Annotated in this window: 11 protein-coding genes and 2 tRNA genes; all 13 read left to right on the forward strand. The window is 57.2% G+C overall.

All coding sequences use genetic code 11. The features are described from left to right. Positions 1-13 precede the first annotated feature (13 nt). The 13 genes from ACTQ05_RS07055 to ACTQ05_RS07115 all read left to right on the forward strand — a co-directional run bounded on the left by ACTQ05_RS07055 (position 14) and on the right by ACTQ05_RS07115 (position 24,715). Positions 14-2,023 carry a fructose-specific PTS transporter subunit EIIC gene (locus ACTQ05_RS07055; RefSeq protein WP_441048795.1) on the forward strand — a complete coding sequence of 670 codons (2,010 nt, stop codon included), beginning with the start codon at positions 14-16 and terminating at the stop codon, positions 2,021-2,023. A 505-nt stretch (positions 2,024-2,528) separates the two neighbouring features. Next, the gene (locus tag ACTQ05_RS07060; RefSeq protein WP_022094575.1) at positions 2,529-2,792 is read left to right on the forward strand and encodes an HPr family phosphocarrier protein; all 264 of its coding nucleotides are present in this window, start codon (positions 2,529-2,531) and stop codon (positions 2,790-2,792) included. 133 nt (positions 2,793-2,925) lie between these two features. Further along, complete coding sequence (gene ptsP / locus ACTQ05_RS07065) at positions 2,926-4,629, forward strand: phosphoenolpyruvate--protein phosphotransferase (RefSeq protein WP_427728175.1); 1,704 nt, start codon at positions 2,926-2,928, stop codon at positions 4,627-4,629. A gap of 74 nt (positions 4,630-4,703) precedes the next feature. After that, positions 4,704-5,636: a 1-phosphofructokinase family hexose kinase gene (locus ACTQ05_RS07070; RefSeq protein ID WP_154515554.1), complete on the forward strand. Its 933-nt coding sequence runs from the start codon at positions 4,704-4,706 to the stop codon at positions 5,634-5,636. 227 nt (positions 5,637-5,863) lie between these two features. After that, entirely contained in the window at positions 5,864-6,796 is a 933-nt protein-coding gene (locus ACTQ05_RS07075; RefSeq protein WP_441538568.1) for a 1-phosphofructokinase family hexose kinase, read from the forward strand. Positions 6,797-6,988: 192 nt separating this feature from the next. Further along, positions 6,989-8,383, forward strand: a complete 1,395-nt coding sequence (locus ACTQ05_RS07080) for a CCA tRNA nucleotidyltransferase (RefSeq protein ID WP_441538570.1) — start codon at positions 6,989-6,991, stop codon at positions 8,381-8,383. A 225-nt stretch (positions 8,384-8,608) separates the two neighbouring features. Further along, positions 8,609-8,685 (forward strand) — tRNA-Glu (locus ACTQ05_RS07085). A gap of 22 nt (positions 8,686-8,707) precedes the next feature. Further along, positions 8,708-8,784, forward strand: a tRNA-Glu gene (locus tag ACTQ05_RS07090). A gap of 151 nt (positions 8,785-8,935) precedes the next feature. Then, on the forward strand, positions 8,936-10,228 hold the full coding sequence (locus tag ACTQ05_RS07095) for a lysylphosphatidylglycerol synthase transmembrane domain-containing protein (protein ID WP_441538572.1): 1,293 nt from the start codon (positions 8,936-8,938) through the stop codon (positions 10,226-10,228). Between the two features lie 136 nt (positions 10,229-10,364). Continuing rightward, positions 10,365-10,973 carry a TetR/AcrR family transcriptional regulator gene (locus tag ACTQ05_RS07100; RefSeq protein WP_441083359.1) on the forward strand — a complete coding sequence of 203 codons (609 nt, stop codon included), beginning with the start codon at positions 10,365-10,367 and terminating at the stop codon, positions 10,971-10,973. Positions 10,974-11,004: 31 nt separating this feature from the next. Further along, positions 11,005-12,600, forward strand: a complete 1,596-nt coding sequence (locus ACTQ05_RS07105) for a sensor domain-containing diguanylate cyclase (RefSeq protein WP_441538575.1) — start codon at positions 11,005-11,007, stop codon at positions 12,598-12,600. Between the two features lie 245 nt (positions 12,601-12,845). After that, positions 12,846-24,317, forward strand: coding sequence for a SpaA isopeptide-forming pilin-related protein (locus ACTQ05_RS07110; RefSeq protein ID WP_441538577.1), 11,472 nt, complete (start codon positions 12,846-12,848; stop codon positions 24,315-24,317). A 254-nt stretch (positions 24,318-24,571) separates the two neighbouring features. Continuing rightward, a complete protein-coding gene (locus ACTQ05_RS07115; protein WP_441048789.1) occupies positions 24,572-24,715 on the forward strand; it encodes a hypothetical protein in 144 nt (47 codons plus the stop codon). Positions 24,716-24,889 lie beyond the last annotated feature (174 nt).

Genomic DNA, 24,889 nt, shown 5'->3' on the forward strand with positions numbered 1-24,889 from the left:
GAAGGAGGGACACATGGCTAAGTTTGACATCATCGCCGCCACCGGTTGCCCGACCGGCATCGCGCACACCTTCATGGCGAAGGAGGCGCTGGAGAAGGCAGCTGCCGAGCGCGGTCTGACCATTAAGGTCGAGACTCATGGCCAGGTCGGTGTCGAGAACGAACTCACGAAGGGTGAGATCGCCGGTGCCAAGGCTGTCGTCGTCGCAGCCGATAAGGATGTCCAGGCGGAGCGTTTCGCCGGTAAGCCCATGGTTTCCGTCGGTGTTTCCAAGGCCCTGTCCGTCGAGGCTGCCGGCAAGCTGATCGACCGTGCTCTCGCCGCCAAGGGCGACGACACGGTTGCGGCTGCTGCCGATGTCGAGGATGAGGTCGAGGAGAAGGAGTCCATCGGTCACATCATCTATAAGCACCTCATGAACGGCGTCAGCCACATGCTGGTCTTCGTCGTTGCCGGTGGTGTTCTGACCGCCGTTTCGTTCCTGTGGGGCATCACGTCCTTCGACTCGACGGCTGCCGACTACAACAGCTTTGCCGCTATGCTCAAGATCATCGGCGGCATCGCCATGAACCTCATGGTTCCCGTGCTTTCCGCCTATATCGCCGAGTCCATCGGCAAGCGCCCGGCGCTCGTTCCCGGCTTTGTTGCCGGTATGATCGCCATCCAGGGCCTGCCCGTTAATGCCGAGACCGGCATGATCGATGCCGGCGGTGCCGGCGTGGGCTTTGGCTTCCTGGGCGGCATCGTCGGCGGCTTCCTCTCTGGCTATGTCATCCTGCTGCTCGAGAAGGTTTTTGCCAAGCTGCCCAAGAACCTGGACGGCCTCAAGGCTATCTTCCTGTACCCGCTGTTCTCGACCGCCATCGTCGGCCTGGTCATGCTCGGCATCTCCGGCCCCATGGCTGCCATTAACACCGCCATGATGGACTTCCTCAAGGGTCTGTCTGCCTCTGGCGCTGTTGTCCTGGGTCTTGCCATTGGCTGCATGTGCGCCTTTGATATGGGCGGCCCGGTCAACAAGGCTGCTTACGTCACCGGTACCGCTATGCTCACCGAGGCCCTGGCTGCCGGTGTCGGCACCGACACTTATAACTTCGGTACCAACTTCATGGCTGCCGTCTCCGCCGCCTGCATCGTTCCGCCGCTGATCACCACCTTTGCCGTTATCGTCGGCAAGAAGTACTTCAGCCAGGAGGATCATGACGCCGGTATCGTCAACCTCATCCTTGGTTGCACCCACATCACCGAGGGCGCCATTCCGTTCATGACCAAGAACATCTGGCCCGTCATGCCCATCATGATGCTCGGTTCCTCCATCGCCTCGATCCTGACCATTATGTTCAACGTCCACGATCCGGCGCCTCACGGTGGTTTCCTGGTCCTGCCCGTTGTCGAGAACGGTCCGCTGTGGGTCCTCGCGATCCTCATCGGCGCCGTGGTCGGTGGCATCCTGTTCGTTGCTTTCAAGAAGTATGACTTCGAGAAGAATCAGAAGGCCGCTCCCGCCGCTGCCGCTAAGCCGGTCGAGGCTCCCAAGGCCGCTGCCGTCGAGGCCCCCAAGGCTGAGGCTTCCGACTTCGTGAAGGTCGAGAACGTTTTTGTCGCCGAGGATTTTGCTTCTCGTGACGAGGCCCTGAGCTTTGTCTCCAACCAGGCTGTCAAGGCCGGTATCGCTGACGACGCCGACGCCGTAATGAACGCCTTCCTGGCCCGCGAGGCCGAGGGCACCACGGGCATGATGGAGGGCTTCGCTATTCCGCATGCCAAGTCTGATGCCATTACCGAGGCCGCCGTCATCGTCGTCAAGGACGACTCTGGCGTGACCGGTTGGGACACCATGGACGGCGCTCCCGTCAACGTGGCTATTGCCCTGCTCATCCCCGGTGCCCAGGCCGGCACCACGCACCTCAAGATCCTGTCCAAGGTCGCCGAGGCGCTCATGGACGAGGGCTTCCGTGCCACCGTTAAGGGTTCTACCGACGCTGCCGAGATCGCTAAGACGATCAACGCCCGTCTGGTCTAATCCCGCAGCTTGCGAATAACATCGCCCCCTGTATATAAGGCGGAGACTCCATCAGGGGTCCCCGCCTTTTTCAAGTAACCCGGTACTGAGGGACGTTTCCTTTCTGCCGACAGTTAGGGATACTCCTCAGTTCACAAGAGGGCATAGATAGCCCCATCAACCAGATCAACCAGGCGAACAAATTATCAGCCAAAATTTCGTTCGCACGATATTGCTCTGGACCGACTGAGTTTCCGCAGCTCGTCTGCCGGGCGGGGCGGTTAAGTTTGTCGCGAGTTCCGCACGCAAAGGAAAGCACTTAATGTGCTTTCCGTCTTGCGCAGGACTGTAGAGCAGCAAACTTAACCGCCCCGCCCGGCAGACGAGCGTGCAGGAACGACATCTGTCCAACAATTCGTGCGAAACATAATGAAAAACCGTTTGATGTGAGTTAATATAATCCACGTCGTGAATATGGCTCCTGTCGCATTGCTGATAGGGGTTAAACACAAAAAAGGAGTCAATTATGGTTTCTGAGAAGGCTACCCTCGTTAATCCTCAGGGTCTTCACATGCGTCCGGCTGGCCTCTTCGCCTCCACCATGGGCAAGTACGCCTGCGACGTGACGGTCGTCACCCCCGAGAAGGAGGTCAACGGCAAGTCCCCGATGGCCCTCATGGCTGCCGGCATCCCCTGCGGTACCGAGGTCGAGGTCAAGTGCGACGGCGCTGACGAGGCCGAGGCTCTGGCTGCTGCCATCGAGCTCATCAAGAGCGGTCTTGGCGAGTAGAACTCAAACGGGTCGCATGTTGAACAACTAAGTTCATATTTGGGGGCGCAGTGACCTGTTTAAAGGGAACTGCGCTCTTTTGTCATGGATATGGCAAAACGCTTTATCACATGACACGGAGAGAGGAATAGGAATGTATCAGGGAGTCAACGCTTCCGAGGGCATCGGTATCGGCACCGTCATGGTTGCCGTCGAACCCGACTTGACGTTTGAGCCGCACGAGGTTGCTGATTCGGCAGCAGAGAAGGAGCGCTATCAGACCGCCCTTTCGGTCTTCTGCGAGAAGACCCAGGCTCAGGCCGACCACATGAAGGAGACGGTGGGCGAGGCCGAGGCCGAAATCATGAGCGGACACATCGTCCTGGCTCAGGACCCGGGCATGACCGACGCCATCAACGCCGCCATTGACGGCGGCACCTGCGCCGAGCAGGCGCTCATGGACACCTCGACCATGTTTGAGAACATGTTCCTGTCCATGGACGATGAGATGTTCCGCCTGCGCGCGGCAGACATCGCCGACATCCGCACCGGTATTCTGGCCGAGCTTTTGGGCAAGGAGGTCGTCGATCTCTCCGTCCTGCCCGAAAACACTGTCGTTGTCGTGCACGACCTTACGCCGTCCATGACCGCCACGATCGATAAGGCTCACGTTGCCGGTATCGTCACCGAGACCGGTGGCCGCACGTCGCACTCCGCGATCATCGCCCGCGCCCTCGAGATTCCGGCTGTCCTTTCGGTTGCCAACAGCTGCACCGCGCTGCGCAACGGCATGACCGTTGTCGTCGACGGTGGCAAGGGTATCGTCGAGGCCGATCCCGACGAGGAGACGCTTGCCGCCTACACCGCCAAGGCCGAGGCTTTCGCTGCCGAGAAGGCAGCCCTCGAGGCTTTCCGTGGCAAGCCGTCCGTGACTGCCGATGGCATCAAGAAGATCATTGCCTGCAACATCGGTAACCCCGATGACGTGCCCAACGCGCTCGATCACGATGCCGAGGCCATTGGCCTGTTCCGCTCCGAGTTCCTGTTCATGGATTCCGCCGAGCTTCCTTCCGAGGAGGAGCAGTTCAACGCCTATCGTAAGGTTGCCAGCGCGCTCAATGGCGCTCCGGTCATCATCCGCACGCTCGACGTGGGTGGCGACAAAGAGATCCCGTACCTGCACATGGTCAAGGAAGAGAACCCCTTCATGGGCTTCCGTGCCGTGCGTTACTGCCTGGCCAACCCCGACCAGTACAAGGTACAGCTCCGCGCTCTGCTGCGCGCCAGCGCCTTCGGTGATGTCAAGATCATGATCCCGCTCGTCACTTGCGTCGAGGAGGTCTTGGCCGTTAAGGAGCTCGTCGAGGAGTGCAAGTCCGAGCTGACCGAAGAGGGCCGCAAGTTTAACGAGAACATCGAGGTCGGCATTATGGTCGAGACGCCTGCCGCATCGCTGATCGCTGACCGCCTGGCCGAGGTCGCCGACTTCTTCTCGATCGGCACCAACGACCTGATCGGCTACACCATGTGTGCCGACCGTGGTAACGACACCATTTCTAACCTGTACCAGGTGTACTATCCCGCCGTGCTTCGCTCGCTCAAGAACATCATCGAGAGCGGCGTCAAGGCTGGCATCATGGTCGGTATGTGCGGCGAGGCCGCTGCCGATCCGCTGCTTGAGCCGCTGCTGATCAGCTGGGGCCTCGAGGAGTTCTCGATGAGCGCTCCGTCTATCCTTCGCGCCCGCAAGACCATCAGCCAGTGGACCAAGGCCGAGTGCGACGACCTCGCCGAGAAGGCGCTCGCCTGCAACACTGCCGAAGAGGTCAAGGCGCTGCTTGAGGCTGCCGCTCGCTAATTTGGTATCAGAGGTAACCGCGTGGTTGGAATGGGCTGGCCGCGCGGCCCTCAAATATACAGGGGGTACTGTAAATGTTCTACACGCTAACCGCTAACCCGGCTGTCGACATGACGGTTTCGAGCTCTCCGCTCGAGCCCGACGAGAACGTCCGCACCGGCTCGGCCAGCTACACGGCTAACGGCAAGGGCCTCGACGTGTCCTTCGCCTTTAAGAAGATGGGCGTCGACACCGTCGCGCTCGGCTTCTTCGCCGGCTTCACGGGCAAGTTCATCGTCGAGGAGGTCATGAACCTGGGTTGCCTGTGCCGCCCGGTTTGGACCGACGGCATCACGCGTATCAACACCTATGTCAACGATGGCCAGCACGAGTACGGCATCCTTAACCCCGGCGCCCCGATTACGCCGGAGCACCAGAAGGAGCTCTACAACATCCTGGACACCGCGGGCGATCTTGAGTGCCTGATCGTCTCCGGCTCCGTGCCTCCCAAAGCTACGCCCGACTTCCTGGCTCAGGTCATGGATCACGCTCAGGCTCGTGGCGCCGACGTCGTCCTGGACCTGTCTTCCGACAAGCTCAAGGAGCTCGCTCACAAGAAGCCGCTGCTCATCAAGCCGAACCATCACGAGATGAAGGCCATCTTTGGCGTGCCGGTCGACACCGACGACGAGGTCCGCGTTGCTATGAAGATGGCTCACGATGCCGGCGTCCAGAACGTGCTGCTCACCCGTGGTAGCCGCGGCGACGCTTACTTCTCCAACGGCGAGGACATCTGGTACGCTAAGCGTGAGTTCAACATCAAGCTGGTTTCTTCCGTCTGCGCCGGCGACTGCACGCTCGCTGCGTTCCTGCACAAGTGGTACAGGGATCGCGACAACGTCGAGGAGGCCATGAAGCTCGCTATGGCCACCGGCGCCAATGTTGCCGAGTCCGTGGGCATCGGCGACTTCGGTCACGTCGATGAGTATAGTAAGCGCGTTGCTGTCCGCAAGCTCGATCGCAAGTAAGCGAAACGCTACATATTCTTGACTATATGGCGCCCCGGTTTAGGCTGGGGCGCTTATTTGTAAATTGCAAATGAGCTTCAGGGCAACCATTCCTGATATTTTTGCCCCGCCTTGCTGCTTTTCTGTCGACCTGCACGCGTTCTACACCGTTCGCCGAGTTGCTATGGTCTTTTCACAAGGTGTGGAATATACTTTCATTATCACGTTGCTTTGTGAAAGGAATATTCATGATTTACACGCTCACTGCAAATCCCGCCATTGATTACAACATTTCCTGCGACGGACTTTCCGCCAACACCGTCACCCGCACGCGCAACGCGGTCTATACGCCCAATGGCAAGGGTCTCAACGTCTCGTTCACCCTCGATCACTACGGTGTCGACACCACGATCCTGGGCTTTTTTGCCGGCTTCTCAGGCGAGTATATCGTCAAGGGCGCCGAGGCCCTGGGTGTGCCCGTCAAGCCCGTGTGGACTGACGGCATCACGCGCGTCAACGTTTTCCTCAACGCCGGTCCCGATACCGAGTACAACATGGTCAATGCAGGCGCTGCCATCAATGCTGCCAACGAGCAGGAGATGTTTGAGCTCATCGAATCGCTCGACGACATGACCTGCCTGGTCATTAGCGGCTCGCTGCCCCCCAACACCTCCGAGGGTTTCCTGGCCGAGGTTCTTCGCCGTGTTAAGGCAAAGGGTGCCGAGTTCGTGCTCGATATTTCGAGCCATCAGCTGGCCGATCTCATTGCCATGGAGCCGTTGCTCATTAAGCCCAACGACGACGAGCTGCTCGACATCTTTGGCATTAAGGTGAGCGGTGGCGACGACGAGTCCGTTAAGGGCGCTATGGCTGAGCTGCACGCCAAGGGCGCAAAGAATGTGCTGCTGACCCTTGGTGGCGACGGCGCGTACTTCTCCAACGGCGAGCACATTTGGTTTGCCAAGCGCACCTTTGAGGTCAAGCTGCTCTCGACGGTCTGCGCCGGCGATTCCTCTCTTGCCGCCTTCCTGTCCGTGTGGCATGATGCCCCCGAGTGCGTCGAGGACGCCCTGCGCCTCTCGATGGCAACTGGTGCCAACGTGGTCGAGTGCCCTGGTTTGGGCGATTTTGCCAAGGTGGACGAATATAAGAAGCACATCGACGTTCGCCAGGTCTGCTAACCGTTTAGACACATCGTTGCCGAACACCCGCTTTGGATCTCCGAGGCGGGTGTTTTTATCTGTTGGCCGCATGGGCTCTGCTGTCTCGTTCGCGCGAATCGACGATGTGATTTCATGTGCGCTCACGCTTGTTTCTTGCTAGACTGCTTGAGAACCATCGTTTAACGCTTGCAAGCGTAGGAGGCCATAGGTATGTGTAATGTTTCGCTCAACGGTACGCAGCCCACAGATGCCTCCCTGCGTGTGCTACGTGCGCTTGAGGACGCCGGTCTCGAGGCCTGGTTCGTAGGCGGTTGGGTGCGTGACGCCCTGATGGGACGCCCCAGCCACGATGTTGACATGTGCTGTAGCGGCCTGTGGCAAGAGTCCAAGGCGGCGCTCGAGGCAGCCGGCATTGCGGTAGTTGAGTCGGGCATAAAATTTGGCGGCATTACCGCCCTTTGTGACGATGAGCGTATTGAGGTCACGACGTATCGCCTGGACGGTTTTTACACCGATGGTCGCCATCCCCAGAGTGTAGAGCGTGCGGCGTCGCTTGAGGACGATCTGGCACGTCGTGACTTTACCGTTAACGCCATGGCTTGGCATCCCCAGCGCGGTCTTGTCGACCGTTATGATGGCCAGGGCGACCTGGAGCGTAAGCTGATTCGTGCCGTCGGAGATCCCAAGCGTCGCTTTAACGAGGATGCGCTTCGCATGCTGCGCGCCGTGCGTTTTGCCTGCCGTCTGGATTTTATGATCGAGCCTAAGACCAAACAGGCGCTTGCCGAGTGCTCGCCGCTGCTCGATGTCGTGGCACGCGAACGCGTGGGCATTGAGCTCGAGGGGATTCTATCGACCGGTCACGGGGGAGACGCGATGCTACGCTACCCCGAGCTTGTTTGCGCCGCCGTGCCCGAGCTTTCGCCGGCTCGTGGGTTTGACCAGCGCAGCGTCTACCACGCCTTTAATGTCTACGAACATATCGCTCGCGTTTTGACGGTAGCGGGGGAGCTGGCGCTGTGTGACGGCGTGGCGCCTTCGTCGAGCTTAATGTGGGCAGCGTTTTTGCACGATGTCTCCAAGCCCGATTGCTTTACGGTCGATCATGCGGGCAGCGGCCACTTTTACGGTCATCCTGAGCTTGGTGCCAAGAAAGCTCGCGCTATTATGGATCGCTTGGCGCTTTCGCACGATTTGGTTCGCGACGTGTGTCTGCTTATCAGGTATCACGATAAGCCGTTGCGCCCCGAGCGCTCCTGTTTGCTCAATATGATGCGCTCGCTTTCGGGTGAGGGCGTCGACACGCCGCGTTTGATTGACGAGCTTATGGACCTTAAGCGTGCCGATACGCTGGGTAAGGCACCGTCGTGCTTCTATTACGTCGAGACGATCGAGGAGATGCGTTCGCTCGCCCACGAACTGTTGGAAGCGGGGGAGCCCTATACGCTTAAGATGCTTGGCATCAACGGAGGGGACCTGATTCGCGCCGGCGTCAAACCGGGGCCTGAGCTGGGACAGCTTCTCAACGTCGCCCTCGACGCCGTGATCGAGAATAACGTTCCCAATACCCGCGAAGCCCTTCTGGCCCACCTCAACCTGGGGTAGCTCTTTTGGGACGGGGCTTTTTTAGCTACCCCGCTGTCAATAGGACGAACAATAGTGATTCTGGCAGGGGTAGCTAAAAAAGCCCCGTCCCAAAAGAGCTACCAGGTTGACCTGTGTATTCCATAACCTCACGACAAAATTTGGCCAATTTGGAATTTCTTCTTGCGCTCGCGTTTTTTGTCCCGTAATATATGTCCTCGCAGCACGGCAGTGCAGGTGTCATGTGGCCCGTTCGTCTAGCGGTTTAGGACGCCGCCCTCTCAAGGCGGAGATCACCAGTTCGAATCTGGTACGGGCTACCACTTCTTTTCTGCTGAGGCTTATGGCCCGTTCGTCTAGCGGTTTAGGACGCCGCCCTCTCAAGGCGGAGATCACCAGTTCGAATCTGGTACGGGCTACCAAGTATTGGATACCCGACCTTCTTTTCGAAGGGCGGGTTTTTTATTACCTGCGGGCTTGTCTGTTAATCCCATTTGCCCCATAGCTTTACGTTTTGCTTATCTCCCAGACGGGTACAATAGGCCAGATACATTGACGGTCAGAAGGAGCCTCATGACGGAGTCCTCTCAGCATACCCCAAAGCCTCAAGTCGATGTTTCGGGCGGCGATGACAACAAGAGCGCACGTCGTGGTGCCATCTTTATTGGCATTGTGCTGGCGGGCTATATCGTCTATTTGGTCGTGACCGGTCAGATGGGTCAGTTCTGGGCCGCCATGGCTAGCGTTCAGGCGCCGTGGCTCGCTGCCGCGTGCTTCTGCATGTTCCTATACTTGTTTTTTGGCATCGTGGCGTACGCGATTGCCGTATGGCTCGATCCCAATTCGCCTGTCGGCATCCGCGACCTCATTTCGGTCGAGGCGAGCGGCATCTTCTTTGGCAATCTGACGCCCATGATGATGGGCTCCACGCCTGCCCAGATTTATCGCCTGACCAAAGCCGGCCAAAATGTGGGCGAAGCGGGTGCCACGCAGTTCACCCGCTTTATCGTGTACCAGTTTGGTTTGGTGGCATGGGGTGCCATTCTGCTGCTCGCCCGCATGCCGTTTTTCGCCGAGCGCTATGGCGACATGACGCTGCTTTGCGTCTTTAGTTTTGGCGGCCACTGCTGCATTCTTCTCGGAATCTTTGCCGTGGCGTTGATGCCCAAGACCGTCACGCGCGTCGCACATTGTATTATCAATTGGCTCGAGCGCATGGGTGTTTCCGCTACTAAGATCGAGGGCTGGCGTACCTTTGTCGATGGCGAGATCTACTCGTTCTCCGAGAAATTCAAACTCTCTGCCGGCCATTTTTCGTCCATGCTGCTCACGGTCGTCATCACCATGTTGCAGCTGGCGTTTTTCTACCTGGTTCCGTATTTTTTGATGCTTGCCTTTGGTCAGTACGACGTTGACTTTTTCTCGGTCATGGCGGCGAGTGCTTTTGTACAGCTGTTGAGTTCCGCCGTCCCGCTGCCTGGCGGCACCGGTGGTGCCGAGGGCGGCTTCGCGCTGTTCCTGGGTCACTTTTTTGGCACGGCAGCGGCTGCCGGCTATCTGCTTTGGCGTTTGATTACCTTTATCGCGCCGACCATTTTGGCCGCCCCTCTTTTGGGCCTTAAGAGCGCTCATAACGAGAGTATCCATGCGCGCTGGGACCGTATGATGTGCAAGCTCGGGCGCACTCCTCAGAAGCCTTCTACGTCCGCTAAGGCACATCCAACCTCTCAGGTTACCGTGGACCCCAATCAGCATGCTCAAAAGACTGCTGTGGCCTCTAAACCGGCACGGAAGACCTATGTTCGTCAGACTGGCGACGGTATCCGCGTTTCCCCTGCGGCGCTCAATAAAAAGAAGCGGCCCTAGAGCCCAGTTGGTGAGTCGTGCGTTCTTAATGATGCTCGTCATCGCGATGTTAGATATAGGATAATCCTCTTACGTTGATTATCTCCCACTTGTACAGGAGCTATAGGTGGGCAGTTGACATGAAGGGGACACGTCTATGGCCACCACTAAACCGCGCCTTGACCGCCGCATCGTTCGCAGTCGCAATGCGATTCTTTCGGCATTCGAGCGACTGCTGATGGAAAAGCCCCTCGCCGATATTACGGTGAGCGCCATCGCGCGCGAGGCAAATGTCGACCGTAAGACCTTCTACGTGCACTTTGGCACGGTGGACGGCTTGCTCGATGCCATTGCCGTGGATGTGGTCGAGATGATTGTCGACTCAGTCGAGAAGACGCTTTCCTCTATGGGCGGTAACACCAACGAGCGAGCACTCGGAGCGGCGGCGACCTTCTTCAAAACCGTTAACGAGGCGCTGTGCAACAATTTGGTGCTCAATCGCCAGCTGATTGAAAACATTCCGCTCGACGACTTTATGGCTCGTCTTCGTGCGCCGCTCGAACATGAGATTGCCGAGCGCGGTCTGCTGCCCCAAGGTCTTAAGGACGAGATGTTCGATTACTACCTGGCGTTTTTGCTGTCCGGTATTATCGGTATCTATCGCACGTGGGCATTATCCGACGGCTCGGTTCCCATCGAGCGCGTCTCGGCGGTCGCCAACGACCTGACCCTGAACGGCCTTTCGAGCCTAGAGACCCGTTTGTAGTAGCAATAAAACAGAGATTGAAAAAATACGTATGAATAATATCGTTTCCTTGTTTATGTTTAGTCGTTGTGATTATGAGAAAGTAAAACAGAATGCATGGGAAGAAAACTGGAAAGCCATGCGGCTGTATTCTGTTGTGGCGCTTGTTGCCTTTGGAGTCATAACGCTGCTGAGTGCGGTTTCCCTGAGTATCGGAAATTATAAATGGGTGTATCTGGCCTATACGTTCCTTTCTTTGCTCTATTTTTGCATTTCTCGTTGTCAACTTAGAAGCTTCTTGGGGAAAGAGCTGGTTATATACAGCTTTTTTGCCGCGCTGCTGCTGTTCGGCATTATTACGGGAACGGTAATTACGCCGGAGGAGCTCACGGTCAACTACATTGTGTTCATGATGGTAGCGCCGCTGCTGTTTACCGCTAGAGCGGCGGTCATGAACGGGCTGATTCTGAGCAGCATGCTGCTCTATATCGGACTTGCTTTCTTTGCGCAGCATAACCCAATTTTATCCAAAAACCTCGTGAATGTTATTTTGTACGGGGTGCTGAGTATGTTTCTGACTGCCACGATGATGCGAAGCAAGCTCCAGAGAATTCTGTACCATAAGGAAATGGAAGCGTTGGAAGTCGGCAAGCGCGAATCGCAGGAACGACTCCTGAATTACGAGAGATTTCTCACGGACATGGTTCGGTATGCCGCTTCAGAAGCAACTCCGGACAAAGTACTGAATCAACTGGTGGAGTATATCGGACAGCGTGTGACCGCCGATCGAGCGTACATCTTTGAACAGAATGACCGCGGAACGTTTGACAACACCTACGAGTGGTGCAAAGCGGGCGTACCCAAAGAAAAAGATAACCTGCAGGATGTGCCGTATGAAGGCATCATTGAAACATGGTTTGCACAATATCAAGAATCCAACAATGCCATCATCCATGACATTGAAGAATGCAAAAAAACAAGCGAAGCCATCTATGAACGGCTGAAACCTCAGGGTGTCAATACCCTTGTGACAGGGCCAATCAAAATCAACGGCAAGATGGTCGGATTCTACGGTGTGGACAATCCTCCCAAAGAGAAACTGCATGAGATCTCGAATGAGATGGATATGATCGAGTTTATGGTCTCTTTTATGATAAGACTGCGCGATAATGCGAATGCACTGGAGCACAGTGCGTTATATGACCAGCTCACAGATTGTAAAAACAGAAAAGCACTGGATTGGGCGTACACAGAAAAGCTGGAGAAGTACTTTCCCCTGGCGGTTGTCATGTGCGACCTAAATGGCCTAAAGGAAATAAATGACCAAAAGGGACATGACGCCGGTGATAAAGCCATTGTGCAGACCGCACAGACGCTGAAATCTGTGTTCGGAAAGCGTCATGTGTATCGGCTTGGCGGAGATGAGTTCATTGCGGTTCTGCCAAACATCACACATCCGGCGTTTCAGAAACTACTGGAAACGGCAAAAAGCCAACTGGGGGCTACCGCGTCCCTCGGTACGACGATAAGCGGCACAAAGGACACGGATTTTGAGTCGCTTCTGAAAGCCGCAGATGCGCAAATGTATGAAAACAAGAAGCAATACTACATCTCGGCAGGGAATGATCGGAGAAGGCACAGCTTGTGAGAGGGAAAAGCTGCGCATATAAACGTAAAACTGCACGGTATTTCACGACTTTGACCGCACAGGGCAGCACGGTTCGTGATGTCGCTTTCAAGCAGATGGATGTTGCATTTAATCAGTCTGAAAATGCCCAGACGAGCATTTCGCCTGGGCAAGTAGTGCTCCGCCTTTCTTTAATCCTATTTTTCTCCGGTTGTTGTTTCGGTAAAATATGAGTTCTAGGACACTATTACCGAAAGTAGGTTGGGATGAGGCAGATTAAGCGTGCTGTGGCTTTTGCCCTCACCTTTATCATGTGCGTCGAGGCCCTTTTGGGTAACGGCGTTGCCAGCGCGGTTGCTCTTACGCTTGAGGACGCCCAGTCGTGGCAGGACATTGTCCAACCGTTTGCCGAGACCGATGCGGCGGAGGAGTCGGATGACAAGACCGGCTCGGACGCCGCATCGGGCGTCTCGTCGAGCGATAGTTCGGGTGAGGCTAGCGCGAGTGCTTCGAACGATGACAAGTCTGACTCAAACACTTCCAACAACACCACCGCCTCCAACGAGGACACTTCTGGCAACCAGGACGCCGTTGACGTGGTCCCGCGCGACTGGTCGCACGATGCCAGCGCGCTCACGGTATCCTCCGAGGGCCTTGCCTTTGACAAGCGCTTGGGAGAGCTTGCTGGAGCAGGCCCCATCGAGGAAATTCCTGTGCAGCTGCCTGCCTCGCTCAACATCAAGTGTGTTCTCAACACGGCGCTGCTTGAAGGCGACACCTTTACCGTCGATCTTCCCGCCGGGCTCACATTCGACCTCGATTCGGCCAAGCTCCAGGACCATGATGGCATCAAGCGCATTGCCCTCTATCGCTTGGACGCTGAGGGCAATACCACGCGCATCCGCCTTGGGTATGCACAGCTCACTGCCTCTAAGCTTACTGTGGCTTTCGCTACTCCGCATGACGAGCAGACCGATGCCGACCTTTCCTTTGAGGCTAAAGAGTCCTTTGCCGTCGATGCCGATGTACTGCTCGATTCCGCGCTCCTCAAAGACGAGGAGTCAACGCTTGACTGGGCGATACAGCAGACGCAGACCGAGGGCGTGCGTACTTGCGAGCTCACTATTCCCGCGCGCTCCCATGTTGAGGGGCTTCTTGGGATTGATAGGGCCGATGCTTCCTCAACGGTTGCCGTCACTGCGGCGGGCACCTTCCAGGATCCGGTTTCTGCGGTGACCCCTGTGGATTCTTACGGCAGCAAGATCACGTTCACCACGTTTTGGGCCGATAACAACAACGTCAACCGCCCGTCCGCGGAGGCTCTCCAGAATCGAAACGAATACCGTGTGTTCTATTCTCTTGATGGCGGTAAGACCTATGTGGCGCTCACCAAGGACGGAGATAACCTGTCCGATGAGGCGGCCGCGCAGCTCGGATTTACCCAGGAGACCCTCGATGCCGCCAAGACCGATGGCCACTTGGTAAGCGTTGCAGCGTCCACGGTCTCCGAATACGAGGCGTCCGTGGTACTCGCAGGCAAGCTTCCCGCCAAGGTCGTGACGCGAACGGACGACGGCACGGCGCAAGAACAGCCCATCACGTATGCAATTTCCCACGTGACGGCGGGCGGTGGGGCCGTGGAAGTCAAAACTGGCTCGACGCTCTATCCTAACTCCAACGCCGACCCTTCGCAGAGCTCTGAGTCTGGCGACTACATCGTGCCCGACTCCTCCATGCTGAGTGACCGTACGGACTATGTGGAGCCCTATGCCAAAGAATGTCTGATGATGCTCAAAAGCGTTAGCTTCAACGTCGATGTCCACATCGGCAACGATATGGTGGATCACAACCTTTCGGGCGATAATGGCTGGTATTCGAGATGGGGTAAGTACCTGACCCTTACGGCTGCGCGGCATATGGGTGCGTCTGACGACAAGGATGTAAGCAATATCAACGGGGACGGTCTTCTGCAGCTCATCGAACGCGAGCTCTTTAGTGTTACCTGGAATGACAATGCTTCCAACAACTATGTTATAAGCGGTCGCATGCCGGCCTACCATCCATCCGGCGTGTCGATGAAGTACCGCCTGATCCAGCAGACAATAGATAACTCCGGCACCTCCGGCTATCGCGATGCCTACGTGGTCTCCTACGACAACAAGGTTGTTCCCGACTATGCGAGCGATATCTCCGCGTGCTACAGCGGCGGTACTATGACGGTGCGCCATACGGGCACCACGCGGTTTGAGGCTACCAAGGTCTGGCTCGACGACTACGTGCCCGGTTCGACCGATTCCAATGGCAACGAGATTTCGCGCCCTGCGGCCACCTATACCCTGTGGCGCTATTCCGCAAGGCCCGGCAACGATGCGCGGAGCGCGGCGCAGGTGGTCGTGATGACGGGTGATCGCAAAGGCGAGTTCGTAAAGCTCGATGTCACGGCCGAGCAGAATAATGAGCTGGGCGCGAGCTACAACAGCGAAGACGGTTCCATCAACAACGCTACGATGGACCTTGGGAAGATGCTGCTCGATAAGTACGGCACCGATGGCTTCACGCAGTTTGCCAAGTACGATCCCGAGGGCTACCCCTATATCTACCAGCTCCGCGAGTCGACCCTCGCGGGTTATGAGCATGTGTTCGGCACGGTCGACAACGAGGGCAACACGTCGGGCGATCTCGGTCCCAACTATTTCAGTGCAAGCGATGCAAACACCGAGTATTTGCTTGATGGATGGATGCGCTCCGATTCCGACAACTTTGGCGTCTACAACGGCGGTACGCTCACCAATCGTCGTGCTGAGACCGAAACCGTTAGCGCCAAGAAGCGCTGGGATATCGGCGCCTTTCAAGATCAGCTCGGTACCGTCGAGGTGAGCTTTCAGCTCCAGCGCATCCTTAAAGAGCATGCTACATACAACAACGGACAGTGGTTCTCTAAGGAAGATCCCATGTATGGAGCTGATGGCTCGCTTATCGGCACCTATACCTGGAACGACGTCGCTGACGGTCGCGTCACGCTTAACGGCTGGAGCGCCGAGAATTCTGAGCAGTCCTTCTCGAAGAGCGGTCTGCCCCGATATGACGAGCTGGGCAACGAGTACGTTTACCGCTGGCAAGAGGTTGAGGTGCTGGACACGCAGGATCCTGACCGGTTCTCTGCCTTGCCTACCACACCGGACGGCCCGTTTGAGTTTTTTGGCACGTTTACTGATGCTAACGGCAACCAGAATCTCCTTTCCTTTAATGGCGAATATGATGCTAAAGAGAAATGCTTTGTCAACAGCTACGTGGATACAGTTGATGCGACCGTTGATAAGTATTGGCAGGCCCTTGATGCCGATGGCAATCCTATTTGGACACAGGATGCCAAACAATGTGGTAATGGCGTTGCTCCAAAGGTAACGGTCAAGGTAATCCGCAACGATTCGCTGCTTACAACGATTGAGCTGGACGGTCGCGTTGATCCCACGCCCAATTTTCAGACGATTCCTGGCTCTTCCTGGGAGCTTGGCTGGTGGGAGACGAGTCCTTGGCATGTTGAGTTTATCCGTCTACCCAAATATGACGACAACGGGTCTAAGTACGACTACCTCTTTCTTGAGGAATCGGTGGATGGCTTTAACCTAGACCATACGGTTCGCGGTATCGACCCCGAGTCTCGCAAAATCTATACCAAGTTTTATAACCGGCCCGTGATTGAAGGCAATGCCTCCAGTTCGAAATTTGCGGTCTCCAAGAAATGGCTTGATAGCGGCAACGCTGCCTCCCGCGTGCCTGTTGAGATTGGCCTGTATGCGAATCACGATATCTATTCTCACAGGGATAGACAGTTGGCCTATAGAGAGGGTGAACTGATTAATAAGGTCACTCTTAACGAAGAGAACTCTTGGTACGACGAATTAAATGTCCCAGTTGGCGGGCTTTCCAAGGATGACGTCTCTATCAGAGAGCTGTCTACGCTTAATAGCAGCGATACACCAGACGACCTAAGATATGAGGTCATCGATCGCGATACTGCTGTTCGCAGGGCTACAGACGGCTCTGCCGAGGAGATTGCGGCCTATGATTCGCTGCTTAGAAATTGGCCTGAGACGGATACCTCTACTCGCATGATCTCCAAGAACCTTTCGCAGGGCTTTTCGTATGAGGTTTCGTATGGGGAAAATCTCGATAAAAATTCTCTCGAGGTCACGAATCGCCGCGTTGGTTCGGTGGATATCTCTATCGATAAGACCTGGGCTGACGCTGGATCTGCTACGAGCAAGCGCCCCAAGGCTCAGATAACAATCTCTGCGCCCGCATCGAGCTCCGAGTTTAGGTTTGTCTATGACGGTAGCCGGGAGCTGTCCGTTAGGGTTGCCGGTAAAATCGACCAGCCTCTAAAGAAAAAAGATTCGGAGGGCAACTTTAGCCAGCTAACTGGGTCTGCTGAGGCCTCCGAAAACACTGATGTGATTGTTTCAGAGGATTCAAAGTCCATTACCTTTACGGTCGATGTGAACAAGGCCTCATCCTTCTTCTCCGTCGTGGGACTTCCTAAGTACGATCTTTCCGGCGCCATCGTTGATTGGAAGGTCGAGGAGAATATCGTCAATGCCGGTGACTATCGATCCGTCGGCGGACTTTCGAGCACAGACTTCGGTTCGCCCTGGCATCAGGAAGACCAGCTCAACTATTCGTTTACTAACAAGCGTACGGGCACCAAGGACGTGACGTTCCATACCAAGTGGTTTGACCACTACGTCAAGGACGTCCTCAACCAGCGCCCTGACGTTAAGCTGGTGCTGTATCGTGCGGCTTATACGTATGACGATAACGGCAATATCATTAAAGATGGCAATGGAAATCCCGTAATTACGCTCTCGTCGGTTTCTCCTTCCGAGTACGACGGCCACTTTGAGTGGGTGTCGTCCGACCCAGCCGATCGCCTGCGCAACGACACCAAGGGTGACTTTACCCAATACGCCACGTTCAAGAACCTTCCCAAGTACGACGGCAACGGCGGACAGTACGTCTATTACGCGCGTGTGGATATGAATGTCCTGGATGACACCAAGGGCGCGCTCGACTACTATGATGACGATACGGTTTCGAAGGATTCCTATACAAAGGACCCCGGCTCGTGGGATAAGGCAGATGACGAGGTTGGATCGTTTGCCGATTGCCTCCTTGCAGACAACGACCAGCAGCTCGTTTACCGTGAGGACTCGACGTTCAATTTCCATATCCACGGCTCGGTAACGGTCTCGGGTGAGAAGCTGTGGGAGAACGTCCCTGTCGGTTACTCCAAAGACGACCTGCCGGCGATTTCTATCTACGTGCAGCGCCGCCTGCTTGCGGGTTCGTACGGAGCTAACGGCAACTGGACCGATGGCGCTGCTTTGCCTTGGTCTGGCCTTGAACTGACTGTGGATGATACGCAGGCAAAGGGCTATACCGTGGCCAGCTCTAATACGGGTAAGACCGACTCTGGTCAGGAGATCCTTGACGGCAAGACTGCTGTGGCCTGGACAGACAGCCTTGAGAAAGACGGCAACAACTGGACGTTCAGCATCGGCCAGTACGGGGACAATTCCAATAGCAACGCTCTGCCGAGCGATAATAAGCTCGCGGCCTATGATGCCGAGGGACGTCGCATTGAGTACCGTGTGCGCGAGGTCATCGATGGCATTGTTGGTAAGGACGGTTGGCACCTCACGTCCGAAAGCGAACTCGAGAAGGCCTTTGACAAGGTCTACGATATTAGATATACGGACTTCTCGATCAGGAATACCTATAAGTCTAAGCAGAGCAAGCTCACGCTGTACAAGGTCTTTACGGGGCGTGCCGACGTTGACACCAAGTACCCCGACTCGACGTTTAGGCTGTACCGCTACTACGTCAAGGATGATGACTCCAAGAGCGCTCTGACCTTTGTGGCTGAGCAGACGCTCAAGGGCAAGGACGTCAATCATGCCACTGAGTCCGGTGCTGTCACGTTTGACAACCTCGACATCTACGCGCCCTCAGGTGCCAAGTGGCAATATGTTGCCGTTGAGGTTGTGCCCAACGGCTACACCGCCACGAGCGGCATGGGCGAGCTTGCCGCCGATGCTTCTGGTTTTAAGTCTTCGGATGAGTGGACGACCGCCAACGGCGTGTCGCTTCCAACGGACGTGACCGGTTCCCTCTCCATGGGCCCCACCGTTGAGCTTGCTGAGAACCCCTCCGCAGTGAGCGAGACGTTTAAGAATGCCTACGTGGTTGATTCGGTTGACCTAAAAGGCCAGAAGAAGTGGGTCGACAGCAATAATATCTTTGGCACGCGTCCAGAATCTATCAAGCTGACGCTTAAGCGCTGGTACCAGAGCGGTGGCCCCGATGAAGAGAACCCTGGCGGCGTCACGCTGCAAAGCAGCGATCCTTCTAGAGCTAACTACATCGAATGGGATAAATCCTCTGGAGACATCTGGACCTATACCATCAAAAACCTTGAGAAGTGGGCGCCCGACGGTACCGCTTGGAAGTATGAGGTCTCGGAATCGCCTGCTGACATGCCATACCAATACAAAATCAATGCCAAGAATAAAGGCGGATCGTGCCTTTCGACCGATCGTCCTAATTCCGAGGGCGTTCAGTTCCCGTTGATCCAGAATGAGTTGATGGGCCAAGTTGGGTTTAAAAAGAGCTGGAATCAGGTTGATGACGCTTGGGCACAGCGTCCTGCTCAGTACTACACGCTTCAGGCTCGCAAGCTTGGCTCCAGCGATGAATGGCAAGAGGCCGGCTCGTTCTTTGTCTCGTGTGGGATTGTCGAGGTCGATCTCGAGAAAGATACCAATTATGACAATACGGGCCTGATCGCCTATAAGCTTCCGGGCAGCAATCGATATACGGTCGATAAGCTCACCGCGGACGCTACAGATTCCACCACGTATGACTCAAACACTACTTGGACGAATCTTCCCTTGGAAGTCAAGACATCGAGCGGTGGGGTTAAGGTTGAGTACCGCGTGGTTGAGAGCCTGCTTATCTATGACAAGAAGGCAGGCAGCTCCAATACCGTCAAGGTCTACCTCGAGTGCGATAGGGACGGGAATTATTCAATTAAGAATTCCGCGGCGAGTGTCTACCTTCCCTCTCAGTCTGAAACCCATGAGCCAGGTAGCTCAAACTGGAAGTCAAATATCACGAATGTGTGTACAGTGGGAACCACTTCTGTTACGGTGCAAAAGACCTGGAATGACAGTGGCAACGCTTGGGTAACTCGTCCGGGCACGTCTTCTCCAAATGACTCCTGGGCTACGACGTTTGTCCTGCAGCGCTCTTCTGATGGCGGGCATACGTGGAAGTGGTTTACCAAGTACGGGTCCGTTGTCGACAATCCATTCGTTGAGAATCAAACTAACGGTTTTATTCTCAACGATAACCTGCTTACCCGAAATGTCAGTGTCGCAGATACCAATGTTTCCTTTGATAAGTTGCCTGCGCAAGGCGTTGGTGTGAACGGTCAGGCCGTTGAGTACCAATACCGCGCAGTGGAGCTGGTTAAGGGCAGCTATGAGGCCACGACTGTTTCGGCGGATGTTCTCGCTATAAGCGACGACCGCTCGATGCGTCTTGAGCTGGTGCCGGCCTCAGAAGAAGGGGTTCAGCGCTATGTGAACACGCTGGTGACGACCACAGTTACCGGTACTAAGACTTGGAATGACTGGGGCACGGGGCTTGCTTCGACGCTTGATCCTTCTACCTGCGGTATTAAGCTCAATTTGTATCGAAAGGTCGAGGGTGGCAGCGAGGAGCTTGTTAAGGTTGCCGATGCCACTGGCGCCCTGCGTGATGCTGCGCCCACGTGGAGCAAGAATGAAGATGGCACCTGGACCTACGAGTTTACGGGATTGCCCCAGACCGCCCAGAACGGCAAGGTGTATTCCTACAGCGTGAAAGAGGTCGACGGGTCCGTTGCCGGTTGGTATAACGCTCAGAATGATAAGGGCAACCTTACCAACGCTGCGACGCGCTTGACGTTTGACAAGGTCGAGGGCGGAAGCGGTACGGGCGTTGCCGCCGATACGAAGCTCAACGGCGTGACGTTTGAGATCTTCGATAACACTGGTCAGATGGTTGCCACGTGGTCGCGCGATGAGAATGGCGCTGTCTCCGTTACTGTGGAGGACGGTTATGGCAAGGCTGGCGCCGGCGAAAACGCTGGCTGGATCGTGGGTTTGCCGGCAGGGGAGTACAAGGTTCACGAGGCTGTGGTGCCCGCGGGCCATGTCGCCGTGGCGGACTTCACGGTCAAGATCGGCGTCGATGGCGTCGTGACGCACGAGGAGCCGCCCGAGGGCGTCGATGGCGTTGTGACGATCGAGGAGCCGCCCGAGGGCGTCGAGCGTCACGCCGCCAAGATCACGGTGGCCGACCCGCTCTACCGCTCCGCCTTCTCGCTGGAGAAGGTCTACAGGCACGGAGATTCCGAGCTGCCGGTCGCGGGCATGGCGTTCGACCTCTACTGCGGCACCTACCATGCCTCCTCCGTTGACGGCGGCGGTGTGAAGATCGCCGCGATCGTGACGGATGCCGATGGCAAGTGGAGTGCGGACGGCTCCGTCGAGTGGCTCAACCGCGATGACGCCTTTGGCGTGCTCGCCGGCTACTTTTTCAAGCAGTCCGACGGCCTGCCCGCGGGCGACTACTACCTGGTGGAGACGGGCGAGTCCGCGCTTACCAAGAAGCCCGGCGGGGTGAAAGAGTTCACGCTGGATGGCAGCGTTAGGGGAACGACGATGGCCGTCAAGGTCGAGAACCGTGAGTTCAACGCGGGGCTCGAGATTCATAAGCGGGATGCGCTCACGCATTCTGCGGTTAACAATGCCACGTTTGAGCTGCGCTACACGCCCTTGGGCTCTACCGATGTTGTGACTATTGGCGGGCTCAAGTCTGGCTATTCTTACGCGCTCGGTGCCGCGGGCACGAGCTGCCTGGCCCCTGTTCCCGCTACGCCGGGCGCGCTCAGGGTGACGGGCCTCAAGAAGGGTCAATATCAGCTTGTCGAGACTTCGCCGGCGGTTGGCTATGCTTCTGTCGGGGCCGCCGGCACGGTTGTGCGAGAGTTTGTCGTGGGCGAGGGCTCGGCCGGGCTTGCAAATGTTGTCCCCGACCCCGATGTCACCAACATGCCGCTGCTGGGCAGCGTGACGATGCATAAGGTGGACACTGACAGCAATGCGATCGCGGGCGCTCAATTTAAACTGCAGCGTTTGGCTGGCGGTGACTGGACCGATGTGGCAGACGGCCTCTATACGACCGACGCTGACGGGCGCATCACCGTGACGGGTCTCGCTTGGGGTACCTATCGCTTTGCCGAGGTCGCGCCTGCCGCAGGCTTCTACATGAGCGGCAGCGTCACCACCAAGAGCGTTACCGTCGGGGCCGATAACGTGGCTGGCTCCATCATTTCGCCCCTCGACTGCGGCACGGTGACCAACGAGAGGCTCGGCTTTGGGCTCATCAAGGTCAACTCCGCCCGCGAGCGCCTCTCGGGCGCGCGCTTTACGGTGACGGGCGAGTTCTCCGACGGCTCGGCCGCGCGCGTTCTCGTGACCGCCGCTGACGGCACGGCTTCGCTGCCCGATGGCCTGCTCGTGGCCGGGAAGACCTATACCGTGACGGAGACTGCGGCGCCCGAGGGCTACAAGATCGGCGACGGCTCTGCGGCAAGCGCGTCCTACCGCTTTACCGTCAAGGCTGACGGCACCTTTGCGGCTGACGGCACCTATACCAAAACCGTGTGGTCTGCGGCGGGCACGGGCACGCTTGAGCTCACCATGAAGGACACGGCCAATGTCGTCTCGCTCTCCAAGGCCGACGCGAGCTCGCGCGTGTTTGTTTCGGGTGCGACGTTTACCGTCACCGGGCGCTTCTCCGATAGCGCCGACGGCTCAAAGACCGTCAGCCCCGTGGACGGCGCCGTCGAGCTGCGCGGCCTCATCAACGGCGAGGTCTACCGCATCGAGGAGACCGTCGCCCCCGACGGCTACGTGCGCCTGGACGCTCCGCTCTGCGTGCGCTTTGACGAGCGCGGCGAGCGCCTTGTTGTGGTCGACGAGCGCGGCACGGCGCTCTCGCAGGCCCCCGAGGGCTGGGTCGTGACTGACGGTCGTGCGATCACTGCCAATGACCCGCTCTACCGCTCCGCCTTCTCGCTGGAGAAGGTCTACAGGCACGGTTCTTCCGAGCTGCCGGTCGCGGGCATGACGTTCGACCTCTACCGCGGCACCTACCATGCCTCCTCCGTTGACGGCGGCGGCGTGAAGATCGCCGCGATCGTGACGGCTGCCGACGGCAAGTGGAGTGCGGACGGCTCCGTCGAGTGGCTCAACCGCGATGGCGCCTTCGGCTCGCTCGCCGGCTACTTTGTCAGGCAGTCCGACGGCCTGCCCGCGGGCGACTACTACCTGGTGGAGACGGGCGAGTCCGCGCTCACCAAGAAGCCCGGCGCGGCCGGCGCGGTGACCGCGTTCACGCTGGGTGGCAGCGATAGGGGAGAGACGAAGTCCGTCAAGGTCGAGAACGATGAGTTCAACGCGGGGCTCGCCATTGAGAAACGCGATGCCGCGACCGGATCTCTGGTCAACGGTGCGGGCTTCGAGCTCGTCTATACGCCGCTTGGCAAGACTGACTCCGTGACGATCTCCGGGCTTAAGACCGGCTGTTCATATGTGCTCGACGCGACGGGCACGCAAGTGGCGGCGCATTCCTCAAATGCGGACGGCTGCCTTAAGGTGACGGGCCTCAAGAAGGGCGGCTATCGGCTGATCGAGACGGTTTCCGCAACCGGCTATGCGCCGGTTGCGCCGGGCGGCTCGCTCGTGAGCTCGTTCGATGTGCTCGATGCCGCCAATGGGGTCGGCAACGTGCTCGCCACGGCAGACGGCTCGGCTCCCGTCGTTACCAACGAGCCGCTGCTGGGTAGCGTGTCGATGCGCAAAGTCGACGAGGGCGGACAGCCCATTGCCGGCGCAACGTTTAAGCTGCAGCTCAAGAGCGGTTCGGACTGGGTCGATGTGGGCGATGGCCGCGCAACCGATACGGATGGCTCCATCGTGGTGACGGGTCTCGCGTGGGGCACCTATCGCTTTGTCGAAGTCGCCCCCGCGGCTGGCTATTACCTCGATCGCGAGGAAGTCGCTACAAACGAACTGACCGTTACGGCAGATAATGTGGCCGGTTCCATCGAGTTACCGCTCGACTGCGGCACAGTGACCAATACGGCTTTTGCCCTAAAGCTCCTCAAGCGTAATGGGTCCGGCGATGCGCTGCCCGGTGCGGTCTTTACTGTTGAAGGCCGGTTTGCCGACGGCTCATCTGTCGTTGAACTTACCAGCGGCGACGATGGCATCGCCTCGCTTGGCTCGGCCCAGCTCGTGGCCGGGGAGACCTATACCGTGACGGAGACTTCGGCGCCTGCCGGTTACATGATCGGCGACGGTACCGCCGCGAGCGCATCGTTCTCCTTCTCGGTTGCCGCAGACGGATCTTGGTCCGCTGTGAACGACTACAACCGCGACGTATGGTCCATGGGCGGCACGGGCTCCCTTGAGCTTGCTGTGACCGATAAGGCCCATAAGGTCTCGCGTTCCAAGGACGGCATGCCCGGCACGGGCGACAGTCTGTTTGCTGTCTCTGACGCACTCGCAACGCTTGGTCTCATGGCGTTTGCCATTGGCTTGCGTCGCACGCGTCGACGCAGCTAGGCGGTAATTAATTACGCCAAGGCGGGGCATACGGTTCATCACCGTATGCCCCGCCTTTCTTGTCTGATGCGTCATCCCGCGTTAGCAGCTGCTCTTCGCCGCTCGTATCGCTCTCGCCCATGATGGTGCCGCCGATCGCGTCGAAAATGTTGGTGTAAGGGTGACACCCTAGCGCTCGTTTAACGAAGAACGGCCTTCGTCCTAGAATCTGAAATCACCACAACAACAGGTTCTAGGAAAGGACGAAGACCGCTATGGAAATCTTATCAGACCCGACGCCGGACATGCTCGCTATGCCCCGTTTCGACGACGGCGCCATCGATATGCAGGAGCTGCTTCGCAGACTCGCCGAGCAGGTCGATCGCGTCGAAAATGTTGGTGTAAGGGTGACACCCTAGCGCTCGTTTAACGAAGAACGGCCTTCGTCCTAGAATCTGAAATCACCACAACAACAGGTTCTGGGAAAGGACGAAGACCGCTATGGAAATCTTATCAGACCCGACGCCGGACATGCTCGCTATGCCCCGTTTCGACGACGGCGCCATCGATATGCAGGAGCTGCTTCGCAGACT

The organism is Collinsella sp. LCP21S3_A9 (genome assembly GCF_052118785.1).
GTDB lineage: Bacteria > Actinomycetota > Coriobacteriia > Coriobacteriales > Coriobacteriaceae > Collinsella.

Excerpts from the sequence above, each read along its gene's own strand:
- ptsP (WP_427728175.1), top strand. The coding sequence starts at position 2,926 with ATGTATCAGGGAGTCAACGCTTCCGAGGGCATCGGTATCGGCACCGTC.
- ACTQ05_RS07070 (WP_154515554.1), top strand. The coding sequence starts at position 4,704 with ATGTTCTACACGCTAACCGCTAACCCGGCTGTCGACATGACGGTTTCG.
- ACTQ05_RS07100 (WP_441083359.1), top strand. The coding sequence starts at position 10,365 with ATGGCCACCACTAAACCGCGCCTTGACCGCCGCATCGTTCGCAGTCGC.
- ACTQ05_RS07080 (WP_441538570.1), top strand. The coding sequence starts at position 6,989 with ATGTGTAATGTTTCGCTCAACGGTACGCAGCCCACAGATGCCTCCCTG.
- ACTQ05_RS07075 (WP_441538568.1), top strand. The coding sequence starts at position 5,864 with ATGATTTACACGCTCACTGCAAATCCCGCCATTGATTACAACATTTCC.
- ACTQ05_RS07095 (WP_441538572.1), top strand. The coding sequence starts at position 8,936 with ATGACGGAGTCCTCTCAGCATACCCCAAAGCCTCAAGTCGATGTTTCG.
- ACTQ05_RS07110 (WP_441538577.1), top strand. The coding sequence starts at position 12,846 with ATGAGGCAGATTAAGCGTGCTGTGGCTTTTGCCCTCACCTTTATCATG.
- ACTQ05_RS07060 (WP_022094575.1), top strand. The coding sequence starts at position 2,529 with ATGGTTTCTGAGAAGGCTACCCTCGTTAATCCTCAGGGTCTTCACATG.
- ACTQ05_RS07055 (WP_441048795.1), top strand. The coding sequence starts at position 14 with ATGGCTAAGTTTGACATCATCGCCGCCACCGGTTGCCCGACCGGCATC.
- ACTQ05_RS07105 (WP_441538575.1), top strand. The coding sequence starts at position 11,005 with ATGAATAATATCGTTTCCTTGTTTATGTTTAGTCGTTGTGATTATGAG.
- ACTQ05_RS07115 (WP_441048789.1), top strand. The coding sequence starts at position 24,572 with ATGGAAATCTTATCAGACCCGACGCCGGACATGCTCGCTATGCCCCGT.